Genomic DNA, 25,840 nt, shown 5'->3' on the forward strand with positions numbered 1-25,840 from the left:
CAACAGGGGTTCCAAGGATATGGCTCGTCAGCTCGCACGCTCTTCGCAAGGGCGCATCCGTCGTTGCTTCGGTTTTGGCCTTTGGTTGATGGTGCTGATGGCCCTGGCGCCGCTGACCGCGTTGGCCCAGCTCGCTCCCCGCCACAGTTTCAACGCGCGCGGCGACGTCGCCATGGTGGGCAACGCCTTGCTGACTTGCGCCACCTCAGGAACCGGCTCGGCGAACTGCGCAAGCCAGCGGATGAGCAACAGCACCGGCGGCAACGGCAACCGGGTGATGGAGTACATCAACGTGGACGCTGCAGGACTCCCCGCCACTGTGCCGGAGAATTCGTCTGCAGCCACGCTGACCTTGCCAGCGGGGGCACGGGTCCGGTCCGCCGGCCTGTACTGGGGCTCCCGAGCCGACAACACCGATGCAGCGCGGCGGACTATCCAGCTGCGGGTGCCGGGCGGCACCTACCGCTCAGTGACCGCCAGTGCGGCCGACCTGAACACCTTCAATGATCAAGGCGATACCAACGCCAACCGGCCATACACCGCTTACGCGGACGTGACCGCACTGGTCGCCGCCTCAGGGAGCGGCACGTATTACGCGGGCGGGTTGACGGCTGTCACCGGGAATGGCGGGGGACTGGGAAACTACGGCGGCTGGGCGCTCATCGTGCTCTACGAAGACAACAGCAAGCCTTTCCGCCGTTTGATGGTGTTCGATGGCAACGCGGGCTACGTCAGCGGCGGCAACGCGCAATCCGCGTCGGTAACGGGTCTGCTGACGCCGGCTAGCGGGCCGTTCAATGCCTTCATGGGCGCTTTGGTGTGGGAGGGCGACGGCGATATCACCGGCGATGCGTTCCAGCTGAGCGGCAACGGCAACGTTCTCAATGCAGGTGCTGTCAGCGATGGCTTGAGCCCGGCGAACAACTTCTGGAACAGCGGCATCACCCGGCTGGGTGAGCGCTTCACCAACAAGGCGCCCGACTACGCCAACCAGTTCGCAGTCGATTTGAAGTTGGTCGACATTTCCAACAATGCGGCGAACGCATCCGCAGCCCGTCCGCGGTTGGCCAATAGCGCCACCGGCGCCACCCTGACGTTCACCAGCACCGGTGACGCGTACTTCCCGCATGCATTGGTGTTCGTGACTGACTTGTTCGTGCCGGATCTGGTCAGCTCACTGGACAAGACGGTGCGCAATGTAACCCATCCGACCGGCCCACTGCGGCGCGGGGACATTCTCGAATACACCGTCTCTTTCCAAAACAGCGGCCAAGACGGCGCTACGCGCACGACGGTTCGAGACCCGATCCCAGCCCACACGGCGTATGTCCCAGGCAGCCTGCTCGTAGTGTCCGACGATGGCCGAGGCTTGACGGGGAACAGCGCTGCTGAAACCGATGCGGCGGGAGATGATGTGGCTGAGTTTGACGCCGCTGGCAACCGCGTGGTGTTCCGCGTCGGCGCAGGTGCCAACGGGACGAATGGGGGACTGTTGACGCCGGGCCAGGGTGCAACGTTGCGCTTCCAGGTCAAGGTCAGTGACGCGGCTCCGGACACGGCGCAGATCGTCAACAACGCGGAGGTCACGCACAACGGTCAGACGGTCGAGGTGCCGGACGACTACGAGGGACGTGCCTCGGCCACCATTGGGCCGGTCGAAGTACCCGCCATCGCCGCGGTGAACTTTTGCCCTGCGGACGGGGGTATTTTTGGCGTAGTGAATGGCGCCGGTTTCCGACGCTTTGTTCCGGGGACCAGCACCGACGAGACCGTCGGAGACCTCGCCGTCAGTCTGCCAGGCAACCTCAACGGCTTGATGGTGGATGCTGCGCGCAACCGCCTGTTGGTCCACACCCGGGCTAACGGTTCGGGCGGCGAAGTGTGGGCGTATGACGCCAACAACGGTGGCTGGTATCAGACCGGCGCGGTGATCGCCGCGGATCTGCCGCGCGCGGGCATGACCCGAGACGGCGTCGGCTACATGGTGACCTCGGTCACCGGCAGGACCGCCCGCATGTATCGGCTCGACCCTGCTGGAACGTTTGGCTACACCGCCGGCGCTCCCACCACACTGACCTATGACGTCGCTCCGTCAGACACCGGCTCGGGCGACATCGCCTTCGACCAAGACGGGGTTGGCTGGCTTGTCGCCGGGTCCGATCTTTACCGGGTCGATGTGAACGCAGGCACCGCGACCCTTCAACAGCGCTTTACCGGCGCGCCGTCCGGTGCTTTTTATGCCGGTGCGGCATTCGGCGCCGACGGAAAGCTTTACGTCGTGGTCAACGCGACGGGCAACTACTACGCGATGGATCTGACCACCGGCACGATGACGCTGGCGGGCAACTCCTCTTTGACCAGCGGTGGCGACCGCGGCCGCGATCTCGCGTCTTGCAGCTTCCCGGCCATTGCGCCGCCGCAGCTGCAAGTCAGCAAGGTGCTGAGCACGGTCAACGGCCAATCGCCGGGGACCAGCGTCGCGCCAGGCGATGTTCTGGAATACGAGATCCGTATCAGCCACGTCGCCGGCTCCCAAGCCGCAACGCTCTTTGCAGGGGATGTAGTCGAAGGCGTGCCAACGAATACGACGTTCCTTCCGGCTGGAAGCGACTTCACGTGCACCGCCGCGGCATGTTCGAACACCAACGCGGTCAACATCACGGCCGGTGGCTCGGCGACGTTGCGCTTCCGTGTGCAGGTGGCCACGACGATGCCCGGCGCGGCGACAGCGATCCGCAACGAAGTCGCTGTGCGAGGCAATACGCCCGTGGATTGTGCCGCGACGGGCAATGATTGCGAGGAGACTACGCCGCTGATGCTGACGCCCGGTCTGACGTCGACCAAAGCGCTGACCCTGGTCAACGGTGCTGCGCCCAGTGGCACGGTTGCCGTGGGCGATATGCTGACCTACGTCGTCACAGCGACGAACACCGGCAATATGGTGCTGCCGTCTGTCGTGGTGGCCGATGCACGCATCGTGCCGGCCACTCTTACCTGCGCGGATCTGGCGCCTGCCGCCGCGTGCGTGCTGACCGGTGTCTACACGGTCACCCAGGCGGACGTGGACAGCGGCGTGGTCCGGAATACGGCCTCGATCACCACGCCGGGCACCGATGGGGTTTGTCCTGTTGGCAACAGCACGGCATCGTGCAACCCCACCCTGGACACGCCAGTGGACCCGGCGCTTCCTGCGTTGACGATCGTCAAGACCGGCAGCATCCCGAGTACGTCCACCGTGGGTGGCACGATGACGTACAGCTTTGTCGTGACCAATACGGGCAACGTCACGTTGAACGCGGTTGCGGTTGTCGATGACAAGCTGACGGCAGCGCCCGTGTGCCCGGTGACCACGTTGGCGCCCGGAGCGGCGACCACCTGCACGGGCACCTACACCCTGGTTCAGACCGATCTGGATGCGGGCCGCGTGGTGAACCGCGCGCGCGCCGAAGGCGTGCCGCCGGCAACGCCTGGCAACCCCAACCCGCCCCGCGTGCCCAGCCCGGAAGACGAAGAGATCACGGACCTGCCGTCGGCCCCGGCCCTCACCATCGTGAAGTCTGCTGGCCTGCCCAGTGGAACCACCGTGGGCAGCACCATCGCCTACGCGTTCCTGGTCACCAACACCGGCAACGTGACACTGCGCGACATTGCGGTGGTCGATGCCAAGCTGGCAACGGCACCGGTTTGCCCGGTCACCACGCTCGCGCCGGGCGCGACGACTACGTGCACGGGCACCTACACGTTGGTGCAGGCGGATCTGGACGCAGGCCGGGTGGTGAACACGGCCCGAGCCGAAGGCACCCCGCTTTCCACGTTCAGTAATCCGACCCCACCGCGCGTGCCGAGCCCGGAGGACGAGGAAACCGTCGATCTGCCTGCGTCCCCGGCAATGAGCATCGTCAAGACCGCAGGCCAGCCGAGCGGGACGGCCGTGGGCAGCTCCATCCGGTATTCGTTCCTGGTGACCAACACCGGCAATGTGACGTTGAACGACATCGTGGTGGTGGATGACAAACTCGCGGCCGCCCCCACATGCCCGTTGACGACGTTGGCACCGGGCGCAGCCACGACCTGTTCGGGTATCTATACGCTGACCCAGGCCGACGTGGACGCAGGGCGGGTGGTCAACGCTGCCCGGGCCGAAGGTACGCCGCCGGCGACCCCGGGCAACCCCAACCCGCCGCGTGTGCCCAGCCCGGAAGATGAGGAAACAACCGACCTGCCGTCGGACCCGTCGCTGTCGATCGTGAAAACGGCCGGCACGCCGACCGGCGCCACCGTCGGAAGCACGATCGCCTACAGCTTCCGGGTGACCAACATCGGCAATGTAACCTTGACCGAGGTCGCGGTGATCGACGTCAAGCTGAGCACGCCGCCGGCCTGCCCGGCGACCACGCTCGCCCCTGGCGCCACGGTGCTCTGCACCGGCACGTATACCCTGACGCAGGCGGATCTCGACGCTGGGCAGGTGCTCAATTCGGCGCATGCCGAAGGTGCCCCGCCAGCAACCCCGGGTAACCCGACCCCTCCGCGGGTTCCGAGTCCCGAGGACGAGGTGATCACGAATCTGCCGTCCGCGCCGTCGCTTTCGATCGTGAAGACGGGCAGTACCCCTTCGGGCACTACGGCGGGCAGCACCATCGGCTACACCTTCGTCGTGACCAATACGGGCAACGTTACCCTCAGTGACATCCGCGTTGTGGATGCGAAGTTGGCCGCTGCGCCGGTTTGCCCGGTGACCACGCTGGCCCCCGGCGCCGTGACCACGTGCACGGGCAACTACACCCTGACCCAGGTCGATCTTGACGCCGGCCGCGTGGTGAACCGCGCCTACGCCGAAGGCGTGCCGCCGGCGAGCCCGGGCAATCCCAACCCGCCGCGTGTGCCAAGCACGGAAGACGAGGAGATCGTGGACCTGCCGGCGGCGCCGTCGTTGAGCATCGAAAAGACGGCCGACCCCGCCAGTGGCAACGCAGTGGGCAGCACGATCGCCTACAGCTTCCTGGTCACCAATACGGGCAACGTGACGTTGAGCGCGCTCACGGTCGTGGACAGCAAGTTGGCCACTGCACCGAGCTGTCCGGTCAACACGCTGCCGCCGGGCGCAAGCACGGTATGCACGGGAACCTACACGCTTGACCAGGCTGATCTGGACGCGGGCGAAGTGGTCAATACCGCCCATGCCGAAGGGACGCCGCCGTCAACGCCGGGCAACCCCGGTTCGGTCCCGGTGAAGAGCCCGGAAGACACGGTGCGCACGCCGGTGGCGCAGGCGCCGGCGCTCGAATCGACCAAGCAGCTTCTTCGCAATGCCGATGAAGACGGTTCGGGCTCGGTGACGTTCAATGACACCCTCACCTACACCGTCACTGCCAGCAATGTGGGCAATACGACGCTGAAAGATGTCGTTGTGACCGACAGCAAGATCACGCCGGCAAGCATCACCTGCGGCAGCCTTGCGCCAGCTGCACGCTGCGTTCTGGAAGGCACGTACCGGGTCAGCCAGGCCGATGTGGTTGCAGGCAACGTCCGCAACGTTGCGCTCATCGCCACGGCAACGCCGGGCCTTTGCGGCACCGGGACAGATAACCCTGCGTGTGCTCCAAGCCTCGATATCCCGGTCCTGGCCTGGGAGATCGACGCAGAAGATGATCGCGACCGCACGCCGCAGAACACGCCGGTGACTACCCCCGTTCTGCAGAATGACCTGCTGGACGGCAAGGCGGTAGATCCGGCATTGGTGCAGGTCAGTGAGCACATGCCGCCCACCAATGGTTCGATCATCGTCAATGACGACGGCACCGTCACCTACACGCCGAACCCCGGTTTCTGGGGCGAGGACAGCTACGAGTACCAGATCTGCGAGCGGGCCAACCCGACCAACTGCACCAACGCTCGCGTGGTCATCGCCATCGATCCCAACCGGGTCGAAGCGATCGACGATGCAGGCCGCACCGAGCCGGGTGTTCCTCTGCAACTGGTCGTGGTCGGCAATGACCGCAGCCACGGTGCGCCACTGGATCCGGAATCCGTGTTGCTGATGACGCCGCCGTCAAACGGCAGTGTCACGTGCGCGGCAGGCAGCTGCAGCTACATGCCGACGGCCGGTTTTGCCGGCACCGACACCTACGTCTACCGGGTATGCGATACGTCGTACCCCACGGCGCTGTGTGCTGACGCAACCGTTACGGTGGAAATCGAAGGCACGGCCTCGCTCCGGCTGACGAAGTCGACCCCCTCGCGTGACATCAAGACGGGCGATCTGGTTCGTTACAGCGTCACGATCGAGAACGTCGGCAGCGTTGATCTGTCCGGCGGCAGTGTCCTAGATACCCCGCCGGCTGGCTTCACCTACGTCGAAGGGTCGCTGACTGCCAGCGACGCACGATCGAACGTTGTAGTGAGCGGCTTTAATCCGGTTCGCTTCGACGGGATCGATCTGAAGGTCGGCGACCAGATGACAGTGGTCTACCTGATGCGCGTCGGCGCAGGGGTTCAGCGCGGGGTGCAGATCAACCGTGCACAGGCGCTCGATGGAACGGGTCAGCCGGCGTCCAACGTTGCGACCGCGGAAGTAGTACTCGATGCCGATCCGTTGCTGGACGAGAGCCTGGTGTTCGGAACCGTGTTCGATGACCGGGACGGCGACGGTTGGCAGGACAGTGCAGCATTGACGGGCTTGAAGGTGCAGGGCGGTTTCGCCGCAGGCGACTACGTCGCGGGATCGACCTTGGTTGACAAGGGCGATGGCAATGGGATGTCGCCGGTCGCCGATGCGAGCGCGCCGTTGTTGCGCGGCCTTTCCTTGGGCCGCTTGAGCGGACGCCAGTCGGTGGCCGACCCGGCGGACCGCCACGTGGTGGTGATTCGCCAGCGCTTGCGCACTGCTGCCTTCACGGATGACTTTGTACTGGAGAGCGACCAGGGCATCCGCGTTCGCGTGGCCGCCGATGGCAGTACGCGTGTCGAGACGCGGGGGGAGGCAGCGAAGGGCCTGACTGCCGCAGCACCAGTCGTGGAGCGTCGTACCGTCGTCGAGGGCAACGAGGTCGTTGTGGATTACATCATCCGCAACGAAGGCATCGATGAGCGGGGCATTCCGGGCGTCCGCCTGGCGTCAGTGGAAGGGTTGCTGATCGAGACCGACCAGTTTGGCCGCTACCACCTCACCGGAGTCGATGGTGGCGCGTGGACGCACGGGCGCAACTTCATCCTGAAGGTGGATCCTTCCACGCTGCCGGCCGGCGCTGAGTTCACCACGGCCAATCCACTGCTGCGGCGGGTAACCCCCGGCGTCCCGGTGCGCTTCGATTTCGGAGTGCGCCTGCCTGAACCGATCCGCGCCGACGCGCAGGCGATGGAGTTGGAACTGGGTGAGGTGCTTTTCGCCCCGGACAGTGCGGTCGTGCAGTCACGCTACGGTGCGGTGCTCGAAAAGATGGCCGCGCAGGTGCAGAGCTACAACGGCGGCGACGTCCTGATTCGGGGCGACGGCAATCAGGCGCTGGGCTACCAGCGCGCGGTCGCTGTTCGGGATGCGCTGATCGCACGCATTCCGCCAGAAGTGGCTGAACGCACCTTTGTCAGCGTGCGCGGGGACCTGGGCGATCCCGCCAGTCGCTCCCTCACCCTGCAGGGCGCTGACATCCTTCTTGGGACCGTGCTTTTTGATACGGACAAGGCCGAGATAAAGCCGGAGTTCGGCCCCCTGATGGAGCAGGTAGCGGCGGCCACCGTGCAGACCAAGGGGCGCCTGATTCTGACCGGCCACACCGATGTGCGCGGTTCTCATGCCTACAACAAGCAACTCGGGCTCCGCCGTGCCCAGGCTGTGCAGCGCGCCATTGCGGCGAAGCTGCCGCCCGGGACGGTCGAGGCAGTGAACGTGGAATACAACGATGACCCGGCAACCCCTGCCGAGCACGGTCGCTGAGAAGGAACAGGGGACAGCCATGAAAATTCAAATGAAGCTGCTGGATTGCGCGCTCATCAGCCTGCTTGCCGGCGGGATGGGGCTGGGAACGGCCTACGCCCAGGAACGGGCTGCTGACTGCACGGACAGCGGTTGCCGCTCCGAAGACGGCGTCCTCTTCCAGCTCCGGACCCGAAGCTACGACGAGCCAGTGACGCGGGGAACAGCGCCGAGCTCAGGGTCTCACGTGCTGGCACCCGATCGCCGGGTCCAGGTAGCGTTGGCGCAGCCGGGTCGCGCCGTCGCCAGTGGAAAGTTCTCGATCGATCTACCGAACGGTGGCGCGGTCTGGGCCACCGAAGATCCCACGCTGGGGCAGCCGACGCTGTCCATCTCGGCGCCGTCGATCGTTGCCTTCGACGGCACCCGCGTGACCAAGCCGGTCCAGTTCTACGTTCGCAGCAACTACCCGCGCTTTATCGACCGATACGAGTTGAGCATCCATCGGGCAGAAGATGTGGACCTGATCGAGCCGCTGGCCCGCGTACCCCTTGAGGTGGCCGCCGTGTCAACCGGTGAGTGGGACGGCGAGCTCCCGGGCCGGTACCGCTACCGGGCGGGGGACGAGCTGGTCTACGTGCTGCGTGCATACGATTCGGACGGGCGCTTTGATGAAACCCAACCGCGTCAGCTGCAGTTGGTGCGGCCTGAAGAGGCGGAGCGCGGCGCAGTGTTGCTGCGTCAGAGCGTGGAAAAGAGCTTGGGTACTGCGCTGACCACGGAGCAAGCGCAGCAGCAGAGCCTGCTTGACGAGGTTTTCGCCATCGATGGCCTCCGTCAGCAGAATATCCCGATCCACGGTTCCCGTATCCGGATCAATGGACGGAACGTGCCCGAAGGCTTGAGCCTGAAGATCAATGGCGACACCTATCCGGTGGACATGGAGCGGAAGTTCGTTGCCGAGTACCTGTCCCCGATCGGCTTGAGCTCGTTCCTGATAGAGCTGGAAGGCAAGGGCGAGCCCATCCGCAGCACGCTGGATGTCGATGTCACCGGGCGCTACCTGTTCGGGGTGGGCCTGGCGGACGTGACGGTGTATCAGAACAAGGTGGGCGGCTCTGTCGACGCAACGGCGGTGAACGAACGTTACGCCGACGACGTGATCAGCGATGGCCGCTTGGCGTTCTATTTGAAAGCCAAGACGCAGGGCCGCTACCTCATCACCGCTCAGGCCGATACGACCGAGCGTGACCTCGAAGCGCTGTTCACGGGGTTCACAAAGGCTGACGCGACGGACATTTTCCGCCGCCTCGACCCGGATCTGTACTACCCGGTGTATGGCGATGATTCCAACGTTTATCGGGACGTGGACACCATGGGCCGGTTCTACGTGCGCATGGAGTGGGACAAGAACCAAGCCCTCTGGGGCAACTTCGCCACAGGGATCACCGGCACCGAATATGCACAGTACGTGCGTTCACTGTACGGCGCAGCCTTGGACTGGCGTTCGCGTGCGAGCAACGCGTGGGGAGACCCCGCGACCATGCTGCGCGCGTTTGCCTCCGAAGCGCAGACCGCGCCGGGTCACAGTGAGTTCCTGGGCACCGGGGGCAGCCTTTACTACCTCCGACATGCCGACGTCCTGCCGGGCTCCGAGCAGGTCGTACTGGAGATCCGCGACCTGACCACGGGGCGGGTGGAAAGCACGGTATCGCTGCAGCGCGGCGCAGACTACGAGATCGATGAACTGCAGGGCCGCATCCTGTTGACCCGACCCCTCGCGCAGGTCACCCGTGAGAACATGCCCTCGATAACGCGCGATACGCCGCTGGACGGCTACCAGCAACGCTTGGTCGTAGATTACGAATGGGTGCCCTCCGAGTTCGATGCCGACGACATGACGGCAGGCCTGCGAGCCAAGCACTGGTTCGGTAACCACGTGGGTGTGGGTGTCACCCAGGTCAACGAGAATCGGTCGGGCGAGGACTACTCGCTTTCCGGTGCAGATCTGACGCTGCAGGCAGGCAAGGGGACCTTCCTGAAGATCGAGCACAGCCGCACCGAGTCGAGCAGCGCACCGCTGTTCTTCTCTGACAACGGTGGCTTCACCTTCCAGCGTATCGATGGGGCCGGGCCGCAAAGCGGCGAGGCCACGGCGGTCGAAGGCCGCGTGAACCTCAAGGAGCTGGGCTGGACCGCCCAGGATTGGAGCGCGGCCGCCTGGTGGCGGGAGGTGGGAGCGGGATATTCCATCAGTCGCTACGACACGGCAGCCGATGTCACCGAGTACGGTGCAGAGGTGCTGGGTCAGCTCCATAGAGACCTGTCGCTCTACAGCCGTGTCAGCCGCGCCGAGCGGGGCAGCGAGGCGCTGGAACAGGTGCAGGTGACCGCGCAATGGCGGATAGGTGACTTCGACGCATTGACCGCCGAGCTGCGGCGAACGGATGAGGAGCGCGCAACGGGCGATGCCGCTGGCACCCTTGGCGCGATCAAGTACACCCGCCGAGTGGGCACGGCGTTGGACGTGTACGGCGTCGCGCAGGTCACGCTTGACGATGACGAAGGAAAGTACGCTGCCAACGATGCCTACACGCTGGGAAGTAAATACCTTTTCGGTGACAGCTCGACCGTCGGCTTGGAGACGACGCAGGGGGACCGGGGAGACTCCACTCAGGTCGATGCCGAGTACCGGGTCAACGCGCAGCAGAGCATCTATGGCAATTACACCCTTTCGACGGACAGTACCAGCTACGACTCCTTGTTCAACCCGGAGCGCCAGTCCGGCTGGACGGCTGGTCAGCGTTGGCGCATGTCCAACCAGGTGAACGTTTTCAATGAGAGCCAATACCTGAAGAATCCGGACGAGTCCGGCCTGGCGCATACCTTCGGTATGGACTTCTATCCCGCCCAAGGGTGGAACCTGGGGTTCACGCTGCAAGACGGCGAGCTGACCAACAACGACGGGGGCAATGTTGATCGCCGCGCGGTCAGCGTGACAGGTGGGCGCACCTCGGTCGTGACGGATTGGCAGAGCAAGATGGAATGGCGTCGCGATACCGGTGCCGAACGCCGTGAACAATGGGTTGTCACCAACCGCCTGACCTACCGCTTCAATGACAGCTGGCGCATGGCAGCGCGCTTGAACTGGTCAGACACGGACGACGAGCTCGACCCCACGCAGGGAGCCCGCTTCATTGAGGGCAACGTCGGCTTCGCGTGGCGCCCTTGGGAAAGCACGCGCTGGGGAATCTTTGGCCGATACACGTATCTGTATGACCTGTCCACGCTGGGTCAGATCAACGGCACGAACGTCGACCAGAAGACCCAGGTGCTCTCCTTCGAGGGCGTCTACCGGATCGATCAACGATGGGAGGTGGCGGCCAAGGTGGCCCAACGCGAGGGCGAAGTCCGGATGGGACGAGGTTCTGGTCCGTGGTTCGACTCGTCGACTACCTTCATGGCGGGGCAGTTGCGGTATGACCTTTTCCAGGCGTGGCATGGGCTGGCGGAATACCGCACGCTGCAGGTCAAGGACGGTGGCACCCGACAGGGTTGGCTGGTCGGGCTGGACCGTGACGTCGGCAAAAATTTCCGGGTGGGCGCAGGCTACAACTTCACCGACTTCAGCGATAAGCTCACCGACTTCGACTACGATCACCGCGGCTGGTATCTCAACGTCGTGGGCACCTACTGAGGGTTATGGGAACGAATCTGCCGGGGCATCCAACCACCGCTGACGGTTCAGACGGCGATCAGCGACCCGCAGGGGGCGGGGCGCTTTCCATGCTGAGCCTTCCTGTGCGTTGGCTCAGGAATGTCCCGGTGGCGGACCCGGTCGATCGGCGGAACGCGCCCATGCTTCAGCTGGTGCTGTTGCTGCTCGGCGGGCTTCCCCCCTTGGCTTGGGCCTATCGGGCTTTTGCCATGGATGTGCCTTGGCGGGAGGGCGAGCTGGGCAGCATGGCGTTGAGCCTGCTCTTGAGCGCCGTCGCCCTGGCCGGGTTCGCTTTGGTGCGGCTGGGGCACTTCCGTTGGGCGGCGTATCAGCTTCTGGCCGTCTTTGCTGTGTCGGTGTGCCTGTCGTATGCCGGCAGCGGGTTTGGCTCCCAGCGGTTCGAACAACCTGTGTTGACGGTCTGTATGGTCATTGGGGCGCTGGTTGTGGGTCGCGGCGCATTGTGGGGCGTGACGATCTCCATATGGGTCGCCTTCGGACTAGGGGTCTGGAGGGACCGGGCGTCCGATGGCACGGCGGAGCTGATCGTCGATGGAATCATCAGCGGGGTCATCTTCTTGCTGATCGCCGTGGTGCTGGACCGCGCCAGCTCTGCACTCCGTCAGAGTCTGGTGGAGGCGAAGGCGAAGGGGAGAGACGCGAGCGAGGCCTATGTGCGTCTTCAAGGCGAGGTCGAGCAGCGGCGCAAGGTCGAGCAACAACTGGTCCATGCGAGAAAAATCGAAGCAGTGGCGCGGCTGGCGGCCGGCTTGAATCACGACTTCAATCACCTCTTGTCGCTGATTCTGGGCTACGTTCAACAAGCCAAGCGCGGGCAGACGTCCGAAAAGGTCGCTGCGTCTTTGGCCGGCGCGGAGACTGCCGTTCGCAAGGCGGATACCTTGAGCCGCCGGCTTCTGACGTTCAGCCGACAGAGCGACACCGTCATTGATCGCCACGAGGTGCGGGACGTGGTGGATGATCTCGCGCCGCTGCTGCGACAGACGGTTTCCCCAGGCGTGCGGATCCATACAGAAATTCCCGCTGATCTTTGGGTGGACTTCGACCGCGATCAGCTCGGGCTCATCTTGTTGAACTTGCTGAGCAACGCGGACGACGCCATGGGCGGGGAGGGCGATATACGCCTGACTGCTCAGGAGACGGCCAGCGGCGTCTGCGTTTCATGTATCGATACAGGTCCGGGAATCGAGGCGGAACTGCAGGCCCGGATTTTCGAACCGTTTGTCACGACGAAGGCGTCCGGCCAAGGGACAGGCCTGGGCTTGGCCATGGCGAGGGACCTGATGTCTGCCCATGGGGGTAGCATTGCCGTCGAAAGCACGCTGGGCCGCGGCACCATCTTCCGTTTGCACTTCGCTCAATCTCCACCCGCTGTCGTTTCACGGGCCGTCGAGCTGTCCTGAGACCCGAGCCCGCAGCGCAGAATCCATCGCGGCGATCAAAAGGCTGCCGTGGCTGGTCTCCGCCCTTCAACATCAGCAGAGCGGCTGGCGCGAATCTAAAAGTGGCATCCACTGTTTTCTTTGAGCGGCTGATGCCGCTGGCTGAGGCGTCCAATGGGCACCGCGCTACACAATGATCGCCTCTTCGTAGACAGGCTGATCTGGGACGGACACGGCTACAAAGCATACTTGTGGAAAGAGGGCCTGGATTGCTGGCGACTCCTGGCCGTGCGCCTGGATATAGGGCCTTCCCGTGAGAACCTCAGCATTGTCTGCACCTCGAGAACCGATGCCCGCATCGAAGCAGAGGCGATCGCAGATGCTCTAGTTCAGAACGCCAATGTCAGGCCGGCTTAAGCCACTTAGGCGAGACAGTCTAGAAGAAGGGTTCATTCGCTCCGCAGTAGAGATCATTGCTAATCCTGGCAACAGGTCGGCCGTGGTTGCGAGACCTGACCATCCAACGGCGTTGGTGGCGCGCCGCACTGGCCTGTAGCGGTTCGGAGATGCCTGCATGCGCACGCACATGATCTCACGATGATTGCTGGAGCCGCGAACTGACATAAGCGCGCGCCATTTTGGAGGCCTACGCCGCTTCGTCGGGAATCTATTTCCCCGCTTCAAACGGCACCAGCGACGCCCACACCAGCAACAACACCAGCCACAGCCAGCGCCACCGGCCCATGCCGTGCCATGCCGCGCGCCAAGGCCCCGGCAGCTTCTCACCACTCATGCCTGCCTCCTCTTTGCCGCCGATCGCAGCGAATCCACCGTGCGCAGTCCATAGAGATACACCCCGGTAAAGCACAGTCCGGTCAGCAGGGTGCCGGCCAGCAACCAGAGCAGTCGGATGGGCCAGCCACCGAAACTGCCGAAGTGCAGTGGATCGGCCATTTCCGCAATGCGCTGATGCACGCCCAGTGCTTGGCCGTCATGCATGCCCATCACCTGCCCGGTATGCAGGTCGACGGCGATGTTGTTCGCCCGCTCCCGCACCAGCCAGGCGTCGGCTTCGCCCATGAAGAGGATGCTGCCGCCATCGACCGCGGGAATGGCCGCGAGGATGGCCAGCCCGGGCCATTGCTGGCGGACGCTCTCCACCGCCTCGTCGACGGCAGCCGGGTCTACGGGGGCAACGCGGTCGCTGCTCTCGGCCAGTTGCATCGTGGGCGCGGCCGGTGCATCGCCGCCGAGCGATTCGATCAGGTACCACGCCCCGGTCAATCCGATCAGCAGCAGGAACCAGAGCGACCACACCCCGGCCAGACGATGCACATCGCCCCACAGGCGGCGCGGTCGGGAGGGGTCGGGCCGTTTGAAGAATCCGCGCCACCACTTCTTGTAGATGTACAGGCTGCTCAATAGCGAAAGCAGCAGCGGGATGGACAGTGCCGCCACCAGTGGCACGCCCCAGGCCACCGGCAGCATCAGGTGGCGGTGGGTGTTGCGCAGCAGCCGCTGCGTATTGAACCAGCCGGTGTCGCCGGTCACCCGCGCTGTATACGGATTGACCCAGACGAAGCGTCGCTTTCCATCGGGCAGGTGCATCTGCGCGCGCGCCGCGAACAGGCGGGTGTGGCCGGCGGTGATGCCTTCCAGTTCCCAGTCCGGATGTGCCGTCTGTGCAGCATGGATGACCGCACCCCAGCTGGCCTGCTCGCCCCCGTCAGCCACGCGCATGGGGGAGTGCAGCAGCCAGTCGATCTCCTGCGAGAACACCGCCAGCGTCCCGGTGAGGCAGACAAAGCCCATGAACAGGCAGAGCTTCAGGCCCAGCCAACTGTGCAGGTCGAACCACAGCCGACGCCCGCTCCCGCTGCGCGCAGGGCGGTTGGGGTGCGCTGGCGTAGGCTGGCGCATGGGCAGGCTCAGAAGGAGTACGCCGCTTGCACGTACACGCGGCGTGGCTCACCCGGGAAGTGGCCGGTGCGCTCGGTGAATCCACTGGCGGCATAGACCTTGTCGAACAGGTTCTTGATGTTGGCTTGGAACTGCCACTGCTGCCACTGCGTCTTCCAGCTCATGTCGAACACGGTGTACGGCTTGACCCGTTGGCCATCCAGGCTGACGCGCTCATCCACGTAATCCGCGCCAAAGCCGATGGCGGAGTTGATCGCCGGCAGGTCGTAGCGTGTCCACAGGCCGAGTTTGTTCTGCGGCGCATTGGCAAAGCGGTCGCCCGAGGCATTGGTGATGCCGTTGCTGCCGGCATCCTTCACCCGCGCATCGTTGTAGGCGTAGGTCAGGTTGAGCACCCAGCGTTCGGTGACATCGGCCAGCAGATCCAGCTCCATGCCCGTACTGCGCACGAGGCCCAGGGCGGCCAGCTGGTTGACGCCGTCCACGATCTCGCCGGTGGCCTGCACGATATTGCTGCGGTCGATCCGGTACGCGGCCAGGTTCAGGGTCACACGCTCGGCCAGCAGGGATTTCAACCCGACTTCCCATTGTTTACTGCGCTCGGCATCGAACGGGCCGCCGGCCTCGGCGCTTTGGTTGCCCGCGCTCTGGGGCATGAAGCCGCTGGCAATGTTGGCGTAGACATTGACGCCGTCGCGCACGGTATACGTGCTGCCCAGCCGCCAGCTGATGTCGTTGCCATCCACGCTGGTGCCGGCAATGCGGTCATCGTCCTTGAACCCGTCCCAGCGCAGTCCGGCCAGCACATGCCAGCGCGGTGTCAGGGTCAGTTCGTCCTGCAGGTAGCCGCCATAGCGCTTGCTGCGCGTGCTCGTGCTGCGCCAGGGCAGGGCGGCCAGGTTGTAATCGCGCCACGAACTTGCGCCATACACCGGGTTGAACAGGTCGATGCCCGGCACCGGGCCGGCACCCCGCGCCAGATCCGCGCTGTTGGCCGTCTGCGCGGTGAAGTCCGCATCCTGCTGGTACACATCGGCGCCGAACAGCACCTTGTGCTCGATACTGCCGGTGCTGACGCGCCACACGGCGTTGCCGTTGGCCGTGAATGCGTCGTTGTCGCGGATCTGGTTGCGCAGCTGGCGGGTCATCCATTCGGGCACGCCGTCGCGGTTGCGGTCGATCAGGCCCATCGGCTCGTGGTAGATCTGATGCTCGTTGTTCTCGAACCAGCGTGCCCCCACATCCACGTCCAGGTTGGTGCTGGGCGAGAAGCGGTACTGCGCCAGGGCAACCTTGGCGCGCATGTCGAGAAAGTCGGTGGCTTCGTTGTGGTTCCAGCGACGGTCGGTCAGAAAGCTGCCGTTGTCGTCCACAGGCACGCCGCGCAGGCGGTTGCCGCCCAGGTTCTGGGTGATGTCGGTGAACTGCAGGGTCAGCTCGCCGGTGTCGCCGACGTCGAAGGCCAGCGATGCGTCCCCGATCACGCTCTCGCTGTCCGCGTTCCAGCGCACGCCCTGTTCGGTGTCGCCATACAGCCCGGCGCGATAGCGCACGCTGCCCGCAGCATTCAGTGGCCCGGTGGCGTCGATCGATGCTGCCCTGAAATCATTGTTGCCGGCCTGCAGTTCGATGCGGCGCTCCGGGGTGGCTTTCGGCTTACGTGTCACGTAGTTGATGACGCCCCCAGCATCGCCGCCGCCGTACAGCGCGCCGGCCGGCCCCTTCAGGACCTCCACGCGCTCGATGTTGAACAGCTGCGGCACCGAAAACCCAGCATAGGGGTCGCCACGCAAGCCGTCATACAGCACGTTCTCCTGGCGGAAGCCGCGCAGGGTCACGCCGGCGTAGCTGAAGAAACTGATGCCGCTGATGCTGCGGTACAGGTCGGTGATCTGGCGGGCCGCCTGGTCTTCAATCAGCTCGCGCGGCACCACCTGGATGGACTGTGGCACCAGCGCCAGTGGCGTGTCCGTGCGCGTGCCGACCGTGGCGTCGTCCACCCGGTAGAGGCTCTGGGCGCGACCGAGCACCTGCACAGCGTCCAACTGGCGCACATCGGGCGAGGAGGGCGGGGCCGCATGGGCAGACGCACAGGCCGAGGTCAGGGCCAGGCCCACGGCAGAGAAGCGGAACGGCTTGCGGGTCATCGAGGTGGAGGTCAGTAGGTGCGAATGAGAAATATTAACATGTAGGCCGATCGCGTCGACCGTTCGGTTTGAGGTCCGGTCTGATGTCGCGGCGACGCCGAAGAGGCTGCAGGCGCAGAGCACCGCCGGCCGTTCCGACGCTGGATCGCCACAGTGGCGCGTCGACCCTGCCACTTCGCCGGGCCATCCATAGCCGTGCACGTGACCAATTTCGTTACCCGCCTTCGCCTGCAGCCAATAATGCAAACCCGCCTGTGCAACGCATCTGTAAAATCGTGTTTACCTTTCGATGGTGATTGAGGTCAGCTCTTGTCAGTTCGCGCGCTCGCTCCACACGATTTCGAAGATGCCAGTGCAATCTGCATAGCGGCATTCGCACAGTCGGTTGCTCCTACGGTTACCGCTCAGGGTGTGGCGACATTCGGCACGATCGCAGCCGCGTCATCCTTCGCCAAGCGTTTCGCAGGCGACAACAACATGTTCGTGTTCGAAGAGGCTGGGCGCGTAGTCGGTGTGATTGAGCTCAAGGAAGGCCGGCACATTTCCATGCTGTTCGTCGACCCGAACGCCCAGGGACGCGGCATTGGGCGACAACTGGTTGAAGCGGCCTTGGCGCAGGCTCGGGCCGATTTGATCACCGTCAGCGCGTCGCTGCCCTCGGTGCCGGCATACACGCGGTATGGATTCGCCTTGGCCGGTCCGGTGGCTGAAGCTGCTGGGCTTATCTATCAGCCCATGAATCGCGCCCTGGCTGCCTGAGTGGCGTCCAGAAAATGATCGGCCAGGCGTGGGCAACGTCGGTCAGGCCGAGCTTGGCAGGGCGCAACGCCGGGCCTGGACGAAGCGACCGCACACAGCCGCTCACGCTCTGGCGGCGTCAGGGCGGGCAGACGACAAGCCCGCATTGGGGAGCGCTTGCCGATTGCTGCACTGCTCGCATTGCATTACCAAGCCCCCGGTCAGGTGGTGGATTGCCCCGTCGGTGATGGTGGTAACGTGGCCACACCGTAGGCAACGGGCCGTGATGGAATCGACCACCTCGTCTTCAGCCTCGGGAATACGGACCATTTCGAATCTCAGGATCTCGAATGCGCCGGTGTTCGTCATAGCTGATCCATGTTGTGACCTGCACTGAACGTACGCTCGCGCATGTGAAGTTGACCTCACCCTTTCGTGGGCCTAGCACCATGGGCTCTTGAGGGCATGAGCACGCTGCTTTCATATTTCCCAAAGTGGGCGCAATGCCAATTCGAGCAATTGCTTACACCAGCAGTGCAAGTCCGGGGCTTTCTCTGGCGTCAGTCCAAGATTTCGTCCGAAAAGCCGCTGCGTTCAATATGCAGGCCGGCGTGACGGGTGTGCTGTTATCCGACGGCGAACGGTTCTTCCAATACATCGAAGGGCCGGAGGATGGGTTGTCTGTGGCCTTCGCCCGTGTGATCCATTCTGAGGCCCACACCGACATCATTGAGCTGGGCCGCGCGCGGACAGGTGGACGCCACTTTCCTTACTGGTCTATGCGAGTGCTGTCCACGGATGAGCGGGACATCAGCAAGCTTGTAGCCAGTGCATGGGACAGTTTTGCTCTCCGTCCGGTTCGCGAGGAGCAGACCTTGCCTACCGGTGTGGAGGAGCTGTCTCAGATTGTGCTCCCGCACGTGATGGGCGGCCTTTCGATCTCTGTCCCAAGCCAACCGTAGGCGATGCACTGCTTGTGCGTGCAAGGCCGACTATTTGAGCGATGCCTGCCATCACTATCAGGTAACGGTCTGCCAGGAAGACGCGGTCATCGCCGACTTTTTTGTCAGGATGACTAGTGCTTACCGTGACTGGGGGTTAGGGCTGTTTTCTTGCATCTGCGGAACGTGAAAGGGTTTGCCTGGAATCACGAGCATGTGTATCGCATCTACTGCGAGCTGGAACTGAATCTCCGGATCAAGCCACGCAAGCGCATCATCCGAGAGACCCCGGAGCCGCTGGCGGTACCGGAGGCGGCCAACCAGACCTGGTCGCTGGATTTCCTGCATCCGCTCGCCGATGGGCGAAGCTTTCGGCTTCTGAATGTGCTGGACAGATTTCAACTGGCACGCACTGTCGATGGAGGTCGATATCTGACTGAATGCAGCGAGGCCCGATAGCTCTTCAATCTTCAGGAAAACTTGCAGTCTAGGTACTGAAACACGGACCGGGCGGCGTTGATCGCGAGCATGGCCTCATCTTTGTCCAGCAGAGCGTCGTTGGCATGAGCCAAACTGCCGTGGTTGCGAACTGGATTGAGGCAGTCAATAACATTGCTCAACGACCTCAATACATTGTTCATTGTTTCCGATTGGCTTCCCAAGTCGCGCAGGCTCGGGTGCTCTGTTCGAAGAAGCTTGAATAAGTTGGTGATTGTTGCGTTTGGCGGTGTTTCAAGGCCTTGCGTGTGACAAACAGCTTTTAGGTAGGCATGAAGCGCCGTGTGGACGCGATCAACCGCGTGCGTTGGGCCCGCGCTTTGGATCAGCGTATTGGCGTCGGCAAGTGCGCGCTTCAAGATATCGCTCGTGATGACGGGGTTGCTTGCCTGCACTGAAAGCCCATCGGCGCATCGCTTAGCCAGCGCTAAAAGTTTTTGATAGGCCTGTGGCGTCCGAAAGTGTTCCCCTCCATGCGGATACTTTTCGGCAATGCCTCGAAGAATGGCTGCTTGTTGGTATCCTTCAACGCCATTTAGGATGGCCAGAAATCGCTCGCGCGTTGTGTTGCCGCCGAAGGCATCGAGATCCAGGTCCAGGTCGCAGAAAGCTGAATAAAACTCCCGGTGGGTACGGTAGGAGAAGTCGCCCAAGTAGCCACCCTCCACGCCGACGTAGTGGTGGACTACCCAATGAATCTCACTGCTTCGCAACTCGCCCACAGATCACCCCTTAATCGGCTGGAACACTCGTCGCATTAAGAGCATTATAGGCAGACGCTTTGGGGCAGCGAAGGGGCGTTCGACGCCCGGCTTGGCCCCGTAATCAGGGAAAAGTCAATGGATCAGACGGCGCTGGCACAGGCAGGTGAAGAGTCCTCCTCCCTACGGGGGGCTGGTGGCCTTAATGACAAGATCGAAAGGGCCCGCTTGGAGCTTTTGGATCTGTCGACGCGAAATCGACTCCTTCACACGCCCCGAGGCGGACGCGCGAAGACCATCGAGGTTGCCCATGAGCTGGCCAAGGCGATGTATCAGACCTTGGTCATCGACGGTAAACGCTTCACCTTCGTAGCAGGCAAAGAAGATCCAAAGCGGGGCAGCGCGATGCCTGGCATGGATGAAGATGACACGGAAGTTTTCCTGGATGAAGCGCCGGAAGACCCGGATCTGATCGCGCAACCAGACTTTGAGCTAGATGAGAGCGGGCGCGTCAAGACGCATTGGGATGCGCATCTCACAACGCGCCTAACGCCCACGGGTCTGCAAAAGCGTTTATTGGATCTCTACATGGACGCGCGGACGCTCCAAGAAGAGCAGGGCGTCAATGTTCTTTACTTGGCGGTCGGCTACTTGCGCTGGCGCGCTACCTCCACGCCGCAAACTGACCGCTTTGCGCCTTTGGTGTTGATCCCCGTTCAATTAGAGCGCAGCACAGCAGGCGAGAAGTTCCACCTTAAATGGACCGGCGACGACATCCAAGCGAACTTGTCATTGCAGCTTTTTCTGCAGCGCGAGTTTGGTCTTCGTTTGCCGGGCATTGAGGAGTTCGAAACACTCGATATAGATGCCTACTTGGCTTCGGTTGAAGTGATGCTGGAAGGGAAAGAAAGCTGGGGCGTGCTTCGCGATGACGCCATCCTTGGGCTTTTCTCTTTCGCCAAGTTCATGATGTATCGAGACCTGGACCCCCAAGGCTGGGTGGCGCTTGGCGGTATGGAGTCCATCCCGACGCTTCGCGGCGTCGTTCAGGACGGCTTTCCAGGTGCGAGTCTGACGGATGAAGCGAGCAATCTGGATTTCATCATCCCTCCCGAGAAGATGCGTCATGTCGTTGATTGCGATTCGTCGCAAGCCTTGGTGGTGCACGATGTGCTCAAAGGCAACAATATTTTGGTGCAAGGGCCGCCTGGAACGGGTAAGTCTCAGACCATCGCGAACATCATCTCTGGCGCTGTGGCTGAGGGTAAGCGCGTGCTGTTCGTGGCCGAAAAGATGGCCGCGCTTGAAGTTGTCAAACGGCGGCTGGACCATGTCGGTGTGGGCGTGGCGTGTTTGGAGCTTCACAGCAACAAGGCCAACAAGCGTTCTCTTCTGGAAGAACTTCGGCAGACGCTGAGCCTAGGTGAACCGAAGCGAACCAGCACGGCGCCCATAATCGAGCAGCTCACTGAGAGACGCGACACGCTCAACGCCCATGTCGCGCGAGTCCACGAAGCTCATCAGCCGTCTGGACTGACGGCCTACCAAGTCTTCGGACACATGGTGCGCCTGCGTCGATTGGGCTACACGACCCAAAGCCTGCCTCTCGCAGAACCGACCTCTTGGGCGTCCCATCAAAAAGAGGAGCGGGAATCGCTCCTACGCGAACTTATCGAGCGAATTGAGGTAATCGGCGTTCCAGATCAGCACGCTTGGAGCGGCGTTCAGAACGACGGCCTCTTGCCGAGTGAACGCGATCGGTTGCTCATTTTGGTCGCGGAAGTGAGCGAGCGATTGAACGATTGGGAGGCATCTACCACCGAGCTTCACAGTGCGCTGGATCTTGCCCCTCCGGTTCGGTTTGATGACGCCGGCCTTGCTGTTCAACGCGTTAAGGCTCTGCTCGAAGCGCCAAAACTTGGTTCCAATGCGCTTCAGAGCAAGGTTTGGGATGAAGCTGGTCGTGCTTCGAAAGTCATCGATGCGCTGGAAAACGTTCAGAAAGCGAGGGCGTCTGTCGAGGGACGGATCAAGGTAGAGGCGGTAGAGCAAGACTGGGACGCTACCAGGGCCGCTTTGAGTGCTTTGCCAGACAGTTTCGTTTTGGGGAAAGAGCTTGCAACGCTAGGTGCTGCACACAGTGCCTTGGCCCGGATCCTGCCTGACCTCACTCGGTTGACGCAGCTTCTGGCCGAGAGGGCGCCACTTACGCTGGATCTGGCCCTTCGACTGGTTGCCATTGCTGAGCGTGCGACGAGCATTCCGGAACTCGACCGCGATGCGTTGGTAGCTCACATTTGGGACCGAGGCGTTGATGCAGTCGAAGATATCGTGGTCGCCGTTGAAACGGTCCAGCGGGCCAAATCAAACTTGTCCACGGTCTTCCGAGACGCAGCTTGGAGCAAAGACAGCGCGGAGCTTGAAGAGGCACGTGGGCAGCTGGCCATGCGCGGCACGAGCCTGTTCCGCTTCCTGCGTGGAGATTGGCGTCGCGCCAATCAGACAGTCCGCACACTGCTTTCTGATCCCAAGCTGCCGGCTCTGGACATGCTTGGGTCGCTCGATATGCTCTTGGATGCCAAGAGCGCTCAGAAAAGAATTGTTGAACACGACACCCAAGGACGAGAGGCATTTGGCTCGAACTGGCAGGGTGAGCGTTCGAATCCATCGTTCCTCCGAGGAGTCGTGGCTTGGATGCGTACGCTTCGTCCCTTGGGAAGCGGAGTGCGCGAGCGTTTGGCCGAGATCGGTGATCGGGTGCTGGCAACCGAAATCGCCAAGCGTGTGAAGCCATTCTTGGAAGAACTCAGTCGCAATCTTTCGCCCGTGCACGAAGCGCTGCTTGCAGCTGAGCGTAATCCTTGGGGCGAGGAGACGGTCTTAAAGCGTGTCGCGCTCTCTGATCTCACGGATAAATCTGCTCTGTGGTTCGCCGCATTTGAACAGGCAGCATTCTTGCGCGGGTCAGAGGATCTACCGGTTGAGCAGGCGCTTGCCGTGATTGGGGAGATCCAGCAGGCACAAGCAGCACATGCTGCTTATGAGGCCATGGCAGAGGATGGAGGCGTTGCGTTCGGCTCGTTCTGGCTTGCACTTGAAGGTAAGCCGGAGGAGCTTCGCAAAATTGTGTCTTGGATTGAGCAGAATCCTGAGCTTCGCTCATTGGCAGCACGCATCAGTGAGCCTCAGCTGCTGTTGGGCCAATCCGAGCGCGCCTCGTCGTCGGCAGGCGCCCTGGCAGGGGAAGTCACAGATCTTCTGGTTGGCCTGCAGTTTGAAGGTAGCGACGAGATCACGCGCAATCCGAGCCACGCTCCTTTGGTAACGCTCAAAGCACAGCTGGCAAGCTGGCAAGCTGACCCCGAGGGCCTTAGGACTTGGGTGGCGTATCTGGCCATCGCCAACGAAGCCAAGCGCAAAGGACTCGGCGCGGTGGTGGATGCGCTTGCTGAGGGCAACCTCGCCGTTGCTGATGCTTTGGGCGTGTTTGAGCTGTCTTACTACGAGGCGGTGCTTCAAGCACTGGTGCAGCGCGATCGGGCCCTTGCAAGCTTTGACGGGCAGCGGCAATCGCAAGTGGTGGCAAGCTTCGCAAGCCTCGACCAAGAGCGCATGCAGCTCGCTCGCTACGAGGTCGTCAAAGCGCATCACAGCAAGATCCCGCGTCAAGGTGGCGCGACTGGGCCGACCGCCGTCTTGATTGGCGAGATGGCGAGAAAGAAGGGGCATCTGCCGATCCGCCAACTGATGCAACGGTGTGCCCCCGCGATCCAGGCGCTCAAACCCGTCTTCATGATGAGCCCGCTTTCGGTGGCGCAATTCTTGCCGGCAGGGGCGTTGGACTTTGACATGCTGGTCATCGACGAAGCGAGTCAGGTGCAGCCCATTGATGCGCTCGGTGCTATTGCACGCGCCAAGCAGTTGGTGATCGTCGGTGACGAGCGACAACTGCCGCCAACGCGCTTCTTTTCTAAGGCTCTTGGCGATGGCGGTGACCGGGATGACGACGAAGGTGGGGCGCAGGCGTCGGATGTTGAGAGCATCTTGGGACTTTGCCGTGCGCGAGGCTTGCCCGAGCGCATGCTTCGTTGGCACTACCGGAGCCGTCATCAGTCCCTGATCGCCGTTTCCAATCAGCAGTTCTATGAAGGCAAGCTCTTCATTGTTCCCAGTCCGTACACCAGCGAGGCGGGTGTTGGTTTGCGACTGAATCATCTGCCAGAGGCCATCTACGACCGGGGCAACACGCGCACCAATCCGAGAGAGGCCAAGGCCGTAGCGCTCGCGGTGCTGGCGCATGCCCAGAACACACCGCAGCTCACGCTTGGTGTGGCGACCTTCTCCACGGCACAGCGCCGTGCCATTCTCGACGAGCTGGAATTGCTCCGCCGCCAGCATCCGGAAACAGAAGGATTCTTCGCGGACCATCCGGCAGAGCCCTTCTTCGTGAAGAGCTTGGAGAACATCCAAGGTGACGAGCGCGATGTCATCTATATCTCGATCGGCTATGGCCGTGACGCTCAGCGTCACATGACGATGAATTTTGGCCCTGTGAGCAGCGACGGCGGCGAGCGCCGCTTGAACGTGCTCATCAGCCGCGCCAAGTCGCGCTGCGAAATATTTACCTCTATCACCGATGAGGATATCGACACCGATCGAGCCAAGGGCAAGGGTACCTTTGCCTTGAAGCTCTTTCTGAACTACGCCAGGACTGGTCGTCTTACGCTCACCGCGGAGGAGCGCGACGCCAAGCAAAGCGTGTTCGAGCAAGAGGTCGCCCAAGCTCTTCGCGCGCGGGGCTACGATCTTCACACCGATGTGGGCCTGGCTGGCTTCTTCATCGATATCGCGGTTGCCAATCCGGACGAGCCTGGGCGCTACATTTTAGCGATCGAGTGCGACGGACAATCGTATCGAGACGCAAGAAGTGCGCGTGATCGTGATCGCTTGCGTGAGAGTGTGCTCCGTGACAAGGGCTGGCAGGTTTACCGCGTTTGGAGTTCGGACTGGTTCCATCGTCCGGAGGCCGAGCTTGAAAGGCTTGTTGCGGCCATTGAACGCGTGAAGTCCGAGGCAGGCGCCCTCGAGTCCAAGACTAAGGGTTCGCACCGTGCGGTGCCTGTTGAGATCCTGACCGTTGATCGCGGTGAAGTAGCCGAGATGGGGCTCATCGAGGCGCAAAGTCCGCTTGACACTGAGCATTACATCGAGGCTTCCTTTGCCGTGCCAAGCAATCAGTTCGAATTGCATCTGGTTCCAACAGGGCAACTCGCGACCATTGTGCGGCAGATTGTTGAGGTGGAAAGCCCCATTCATCGCAGCGAGGTAGTCACGCGCGTCCGAATGCTTTGGGGCTTACAGCGTGCTGGCTCGCGCATTCAACAGGCGGTTGAAGAGGCAATTAGGTCGGTAGTGTCGCTGGGTTGGGTGCAGATAATCGACAAGGACTTCTTGGCCGTTCCGGGGAAAGAGGTCCGCGTCCGGGACCGCTCGATGGTCGAGTCATTAACGCTGCGCCGCCCGGAATTCCTGCCCCCTTCCGAAATCGACTCTGCTCTGATCAAGGTCGTGCGGGATAATTTGGGCGCGAAGGCTGAGGAGTTGGTAACGATGGTCTCGCGGCAGCTGGGCTACAAGAGCACAAGTCCACAACTTCGGCGGGTAATTCTTGATCGCTGTGAGGCCCTCGTCGGTGCGGGGCGACTGGTTTCGAAGGGTGATCTTTTAGTGGTGCCCTGATCGGCCGCTGGGGCATTTACCCTTAACGTTGATCCTGGGCGACTCTAAGGATGGTCTGAGCAGATCAACCGCATTCGTGAACTCGCGCGCCGAGCGGGTTCTGCGCGCTATCTGAGCAGCAGA

General features: G+C 62.6%; 10 protein-coding genes and 1 pseudogene. 7 read left to right on the forward strand and 4 right to left on the reverse strand.

What is annotated here, in order from left to right; all coding sequences use genetic code 11:
* Positions 1 to 97: 97 nt before the first annotated feature.
* The 3 genes from ICJ04_RS08010 to ICJ04_RS08020 all read left to right on the forward strand — a co-directional run bounded on the left by ICJ04_RS08010 (position 98) and on the right by ICJ04_RS08020 (position 13,054).
* On the forward strand, positions 98 to 7,933 hold the full coding sequence (locus ICJ04_RS08010; RefSeq protein ID WP_188326978.1) for an Ig-like domain-containing protein: 7,836 nt from the start codon (positions 98 to 100) through the stop codon (positions 7,931 to 7,933).
* A gap of 226 nt (positions 7,934 to 8,159) precedes the next feature.
* The gene (locus ICJ04_RS08015; RefSeq protein WP_223203013.1) at positions 8,160 to 11,609 is read left to right on the forward strand and encodes a hypothetical protein; all 3,450 of its coding nucleotides are present in this window, start codon (positions 8,160 to 8,162) and stop codon (positions 11,607 to 11,609) included.
* A 161-nt stretch (positions 11,610 to 11,770) separates the two neighbouring features.
* Complete coding sequence (locus ICJ04_RS08020; RefSeq protein WP_188326979.1) at positions 11,771 to 13,054, forward strand: ATP-binding protein; 1,284 nt, start codon at positions 11,771 to 11,773, stop codon at positions 13,052 to 13,054.
* 646 nt (positions 13,055 to 13,700) lie between these two features.
* Here ICJ04_RS08020 and ICJ04_RS18495 read toward each other — a convergent pair.
* Genes ICJ04_RS18495 through ICJ04_RS08030 form a run of 3 tightly spaced genes read right to left on the reverse strand, consistent with a single transcriptional unit; the run spans position 13,701 to position 17,100 of the window.
* Complete coding sequence (locus ICJ04_RS18495) at positions 13,701 to 13,826, reverse strand: hypothetical protein (protein WP_274602776.1); 126 nt, start codon at positions 13,824 to 13,826, stop codon at positions 13,701 to 13,703.
* Positions 13,823 to 14,953 (reverse strand): PepSY-associated TM helix domain-containing protein, encoded by a 1,131-nt coding sequence (locus tag ICJ04_RS08025; RefSeq protein ID WP_188326980.1) that lies wholly within the window; start codon positions 14,951 to 14,953, stop codon positions 13,823 to 13,825. The genes ICJ04_RS18495 and ICJ04_RS08025 overlap by 4 nt, the downstream gene beginning before the upstream one ends.
* 8 nt (positions 14,954 to 14,961) lie before the next feature.
* On the reverse strand, positions 14,962 to 17,100 hold the full coding sequence (locus ICJ04_RS08030) for a TonB-dependent receptor (RefSeq protein WP_188326981.1): 2,139 nt from the start codon (positions 17,098 to 17,100) through the stop codon (positions 14,962 to 14,964).
* A gap of 309 nt (positions 17,101 to 17,409) precedes the next feature.
* Here ICJ04_RS08030 and ICJ04_RS08035 point away from each other — a divergent pair, with 309 nt between their 5' ends.
* The 3 genes and pseudogenes from ICJ04_RS08035 to ICJ04_RS08045 form a co-directional block, all read left to right on the forward strand.
* A complete protein-coding gene (locus ICJ04_RS08035) occupies positions 17,410 to 17,859 on the forward strand; it encodes a GNAT family N-acetyltransferase (protein WP_188326982.1) in 450 nt (149 codons plus the stop codon).
* 482 nt (positions 17,860 to 18,341) lie between these two features.
* Entirely contained in the window at positions 18,342 to 18,800 is a 459-nt protein-coding gene (locus ICJ04_RS08040; protein WP_188326983.1) for a BLUF domain-containing protein, read from the forward strand.
* 34 nt (positions 18,801 to 18,834) lie between these two features.
* A pseudogene (locus ICJ04_RS08045) lies at positions 18,835 to 19,212 on the forward strand (IS3 family transposase); the annotation flags it as partial.
* Between the two features lie 37 nt (positions 19,213 to 19,249).
* Here the strand turns inward: ICJ04_RS08045 and ICJ04_RS08050 are convergent.
* Entirely contained in the window at positions 19,250 to 19,999 is a 750-nt protein-coding gene (locus ICJ04_RS08050; protein ID WP_188326984.1) for an abortive infection family protein, read from the reverse strand.
* Positions 20,000 to 20,116: 117 nt separating this feature from the next.
* Between ICJ04_RS08050 and ICJ04_RS08055 the strand changes: the two genes are divergently transcribed.
* A complete protein-coding gene (locus tag ICJ04_RS08055) occupies positions 20,117 to 25,717 on the forward strand; it encodes a DUF3320 domain-containing protein (protein WP_188326985.1) in 5,601 nt (1,866 codons plus the stop codon).
* Positions 25,718 to 25,840 lie beyond the last annotated feature (123 nt).

The organism is Stenotrophomonas sp. 169, assembly GCF_014621775.1.
Classification (GTDB): Bacteria; Pseudomonadota; Gammaproteobacteria; order Xanthomonadales; family Xanthomonadaceae; genus Stenotrophomonas.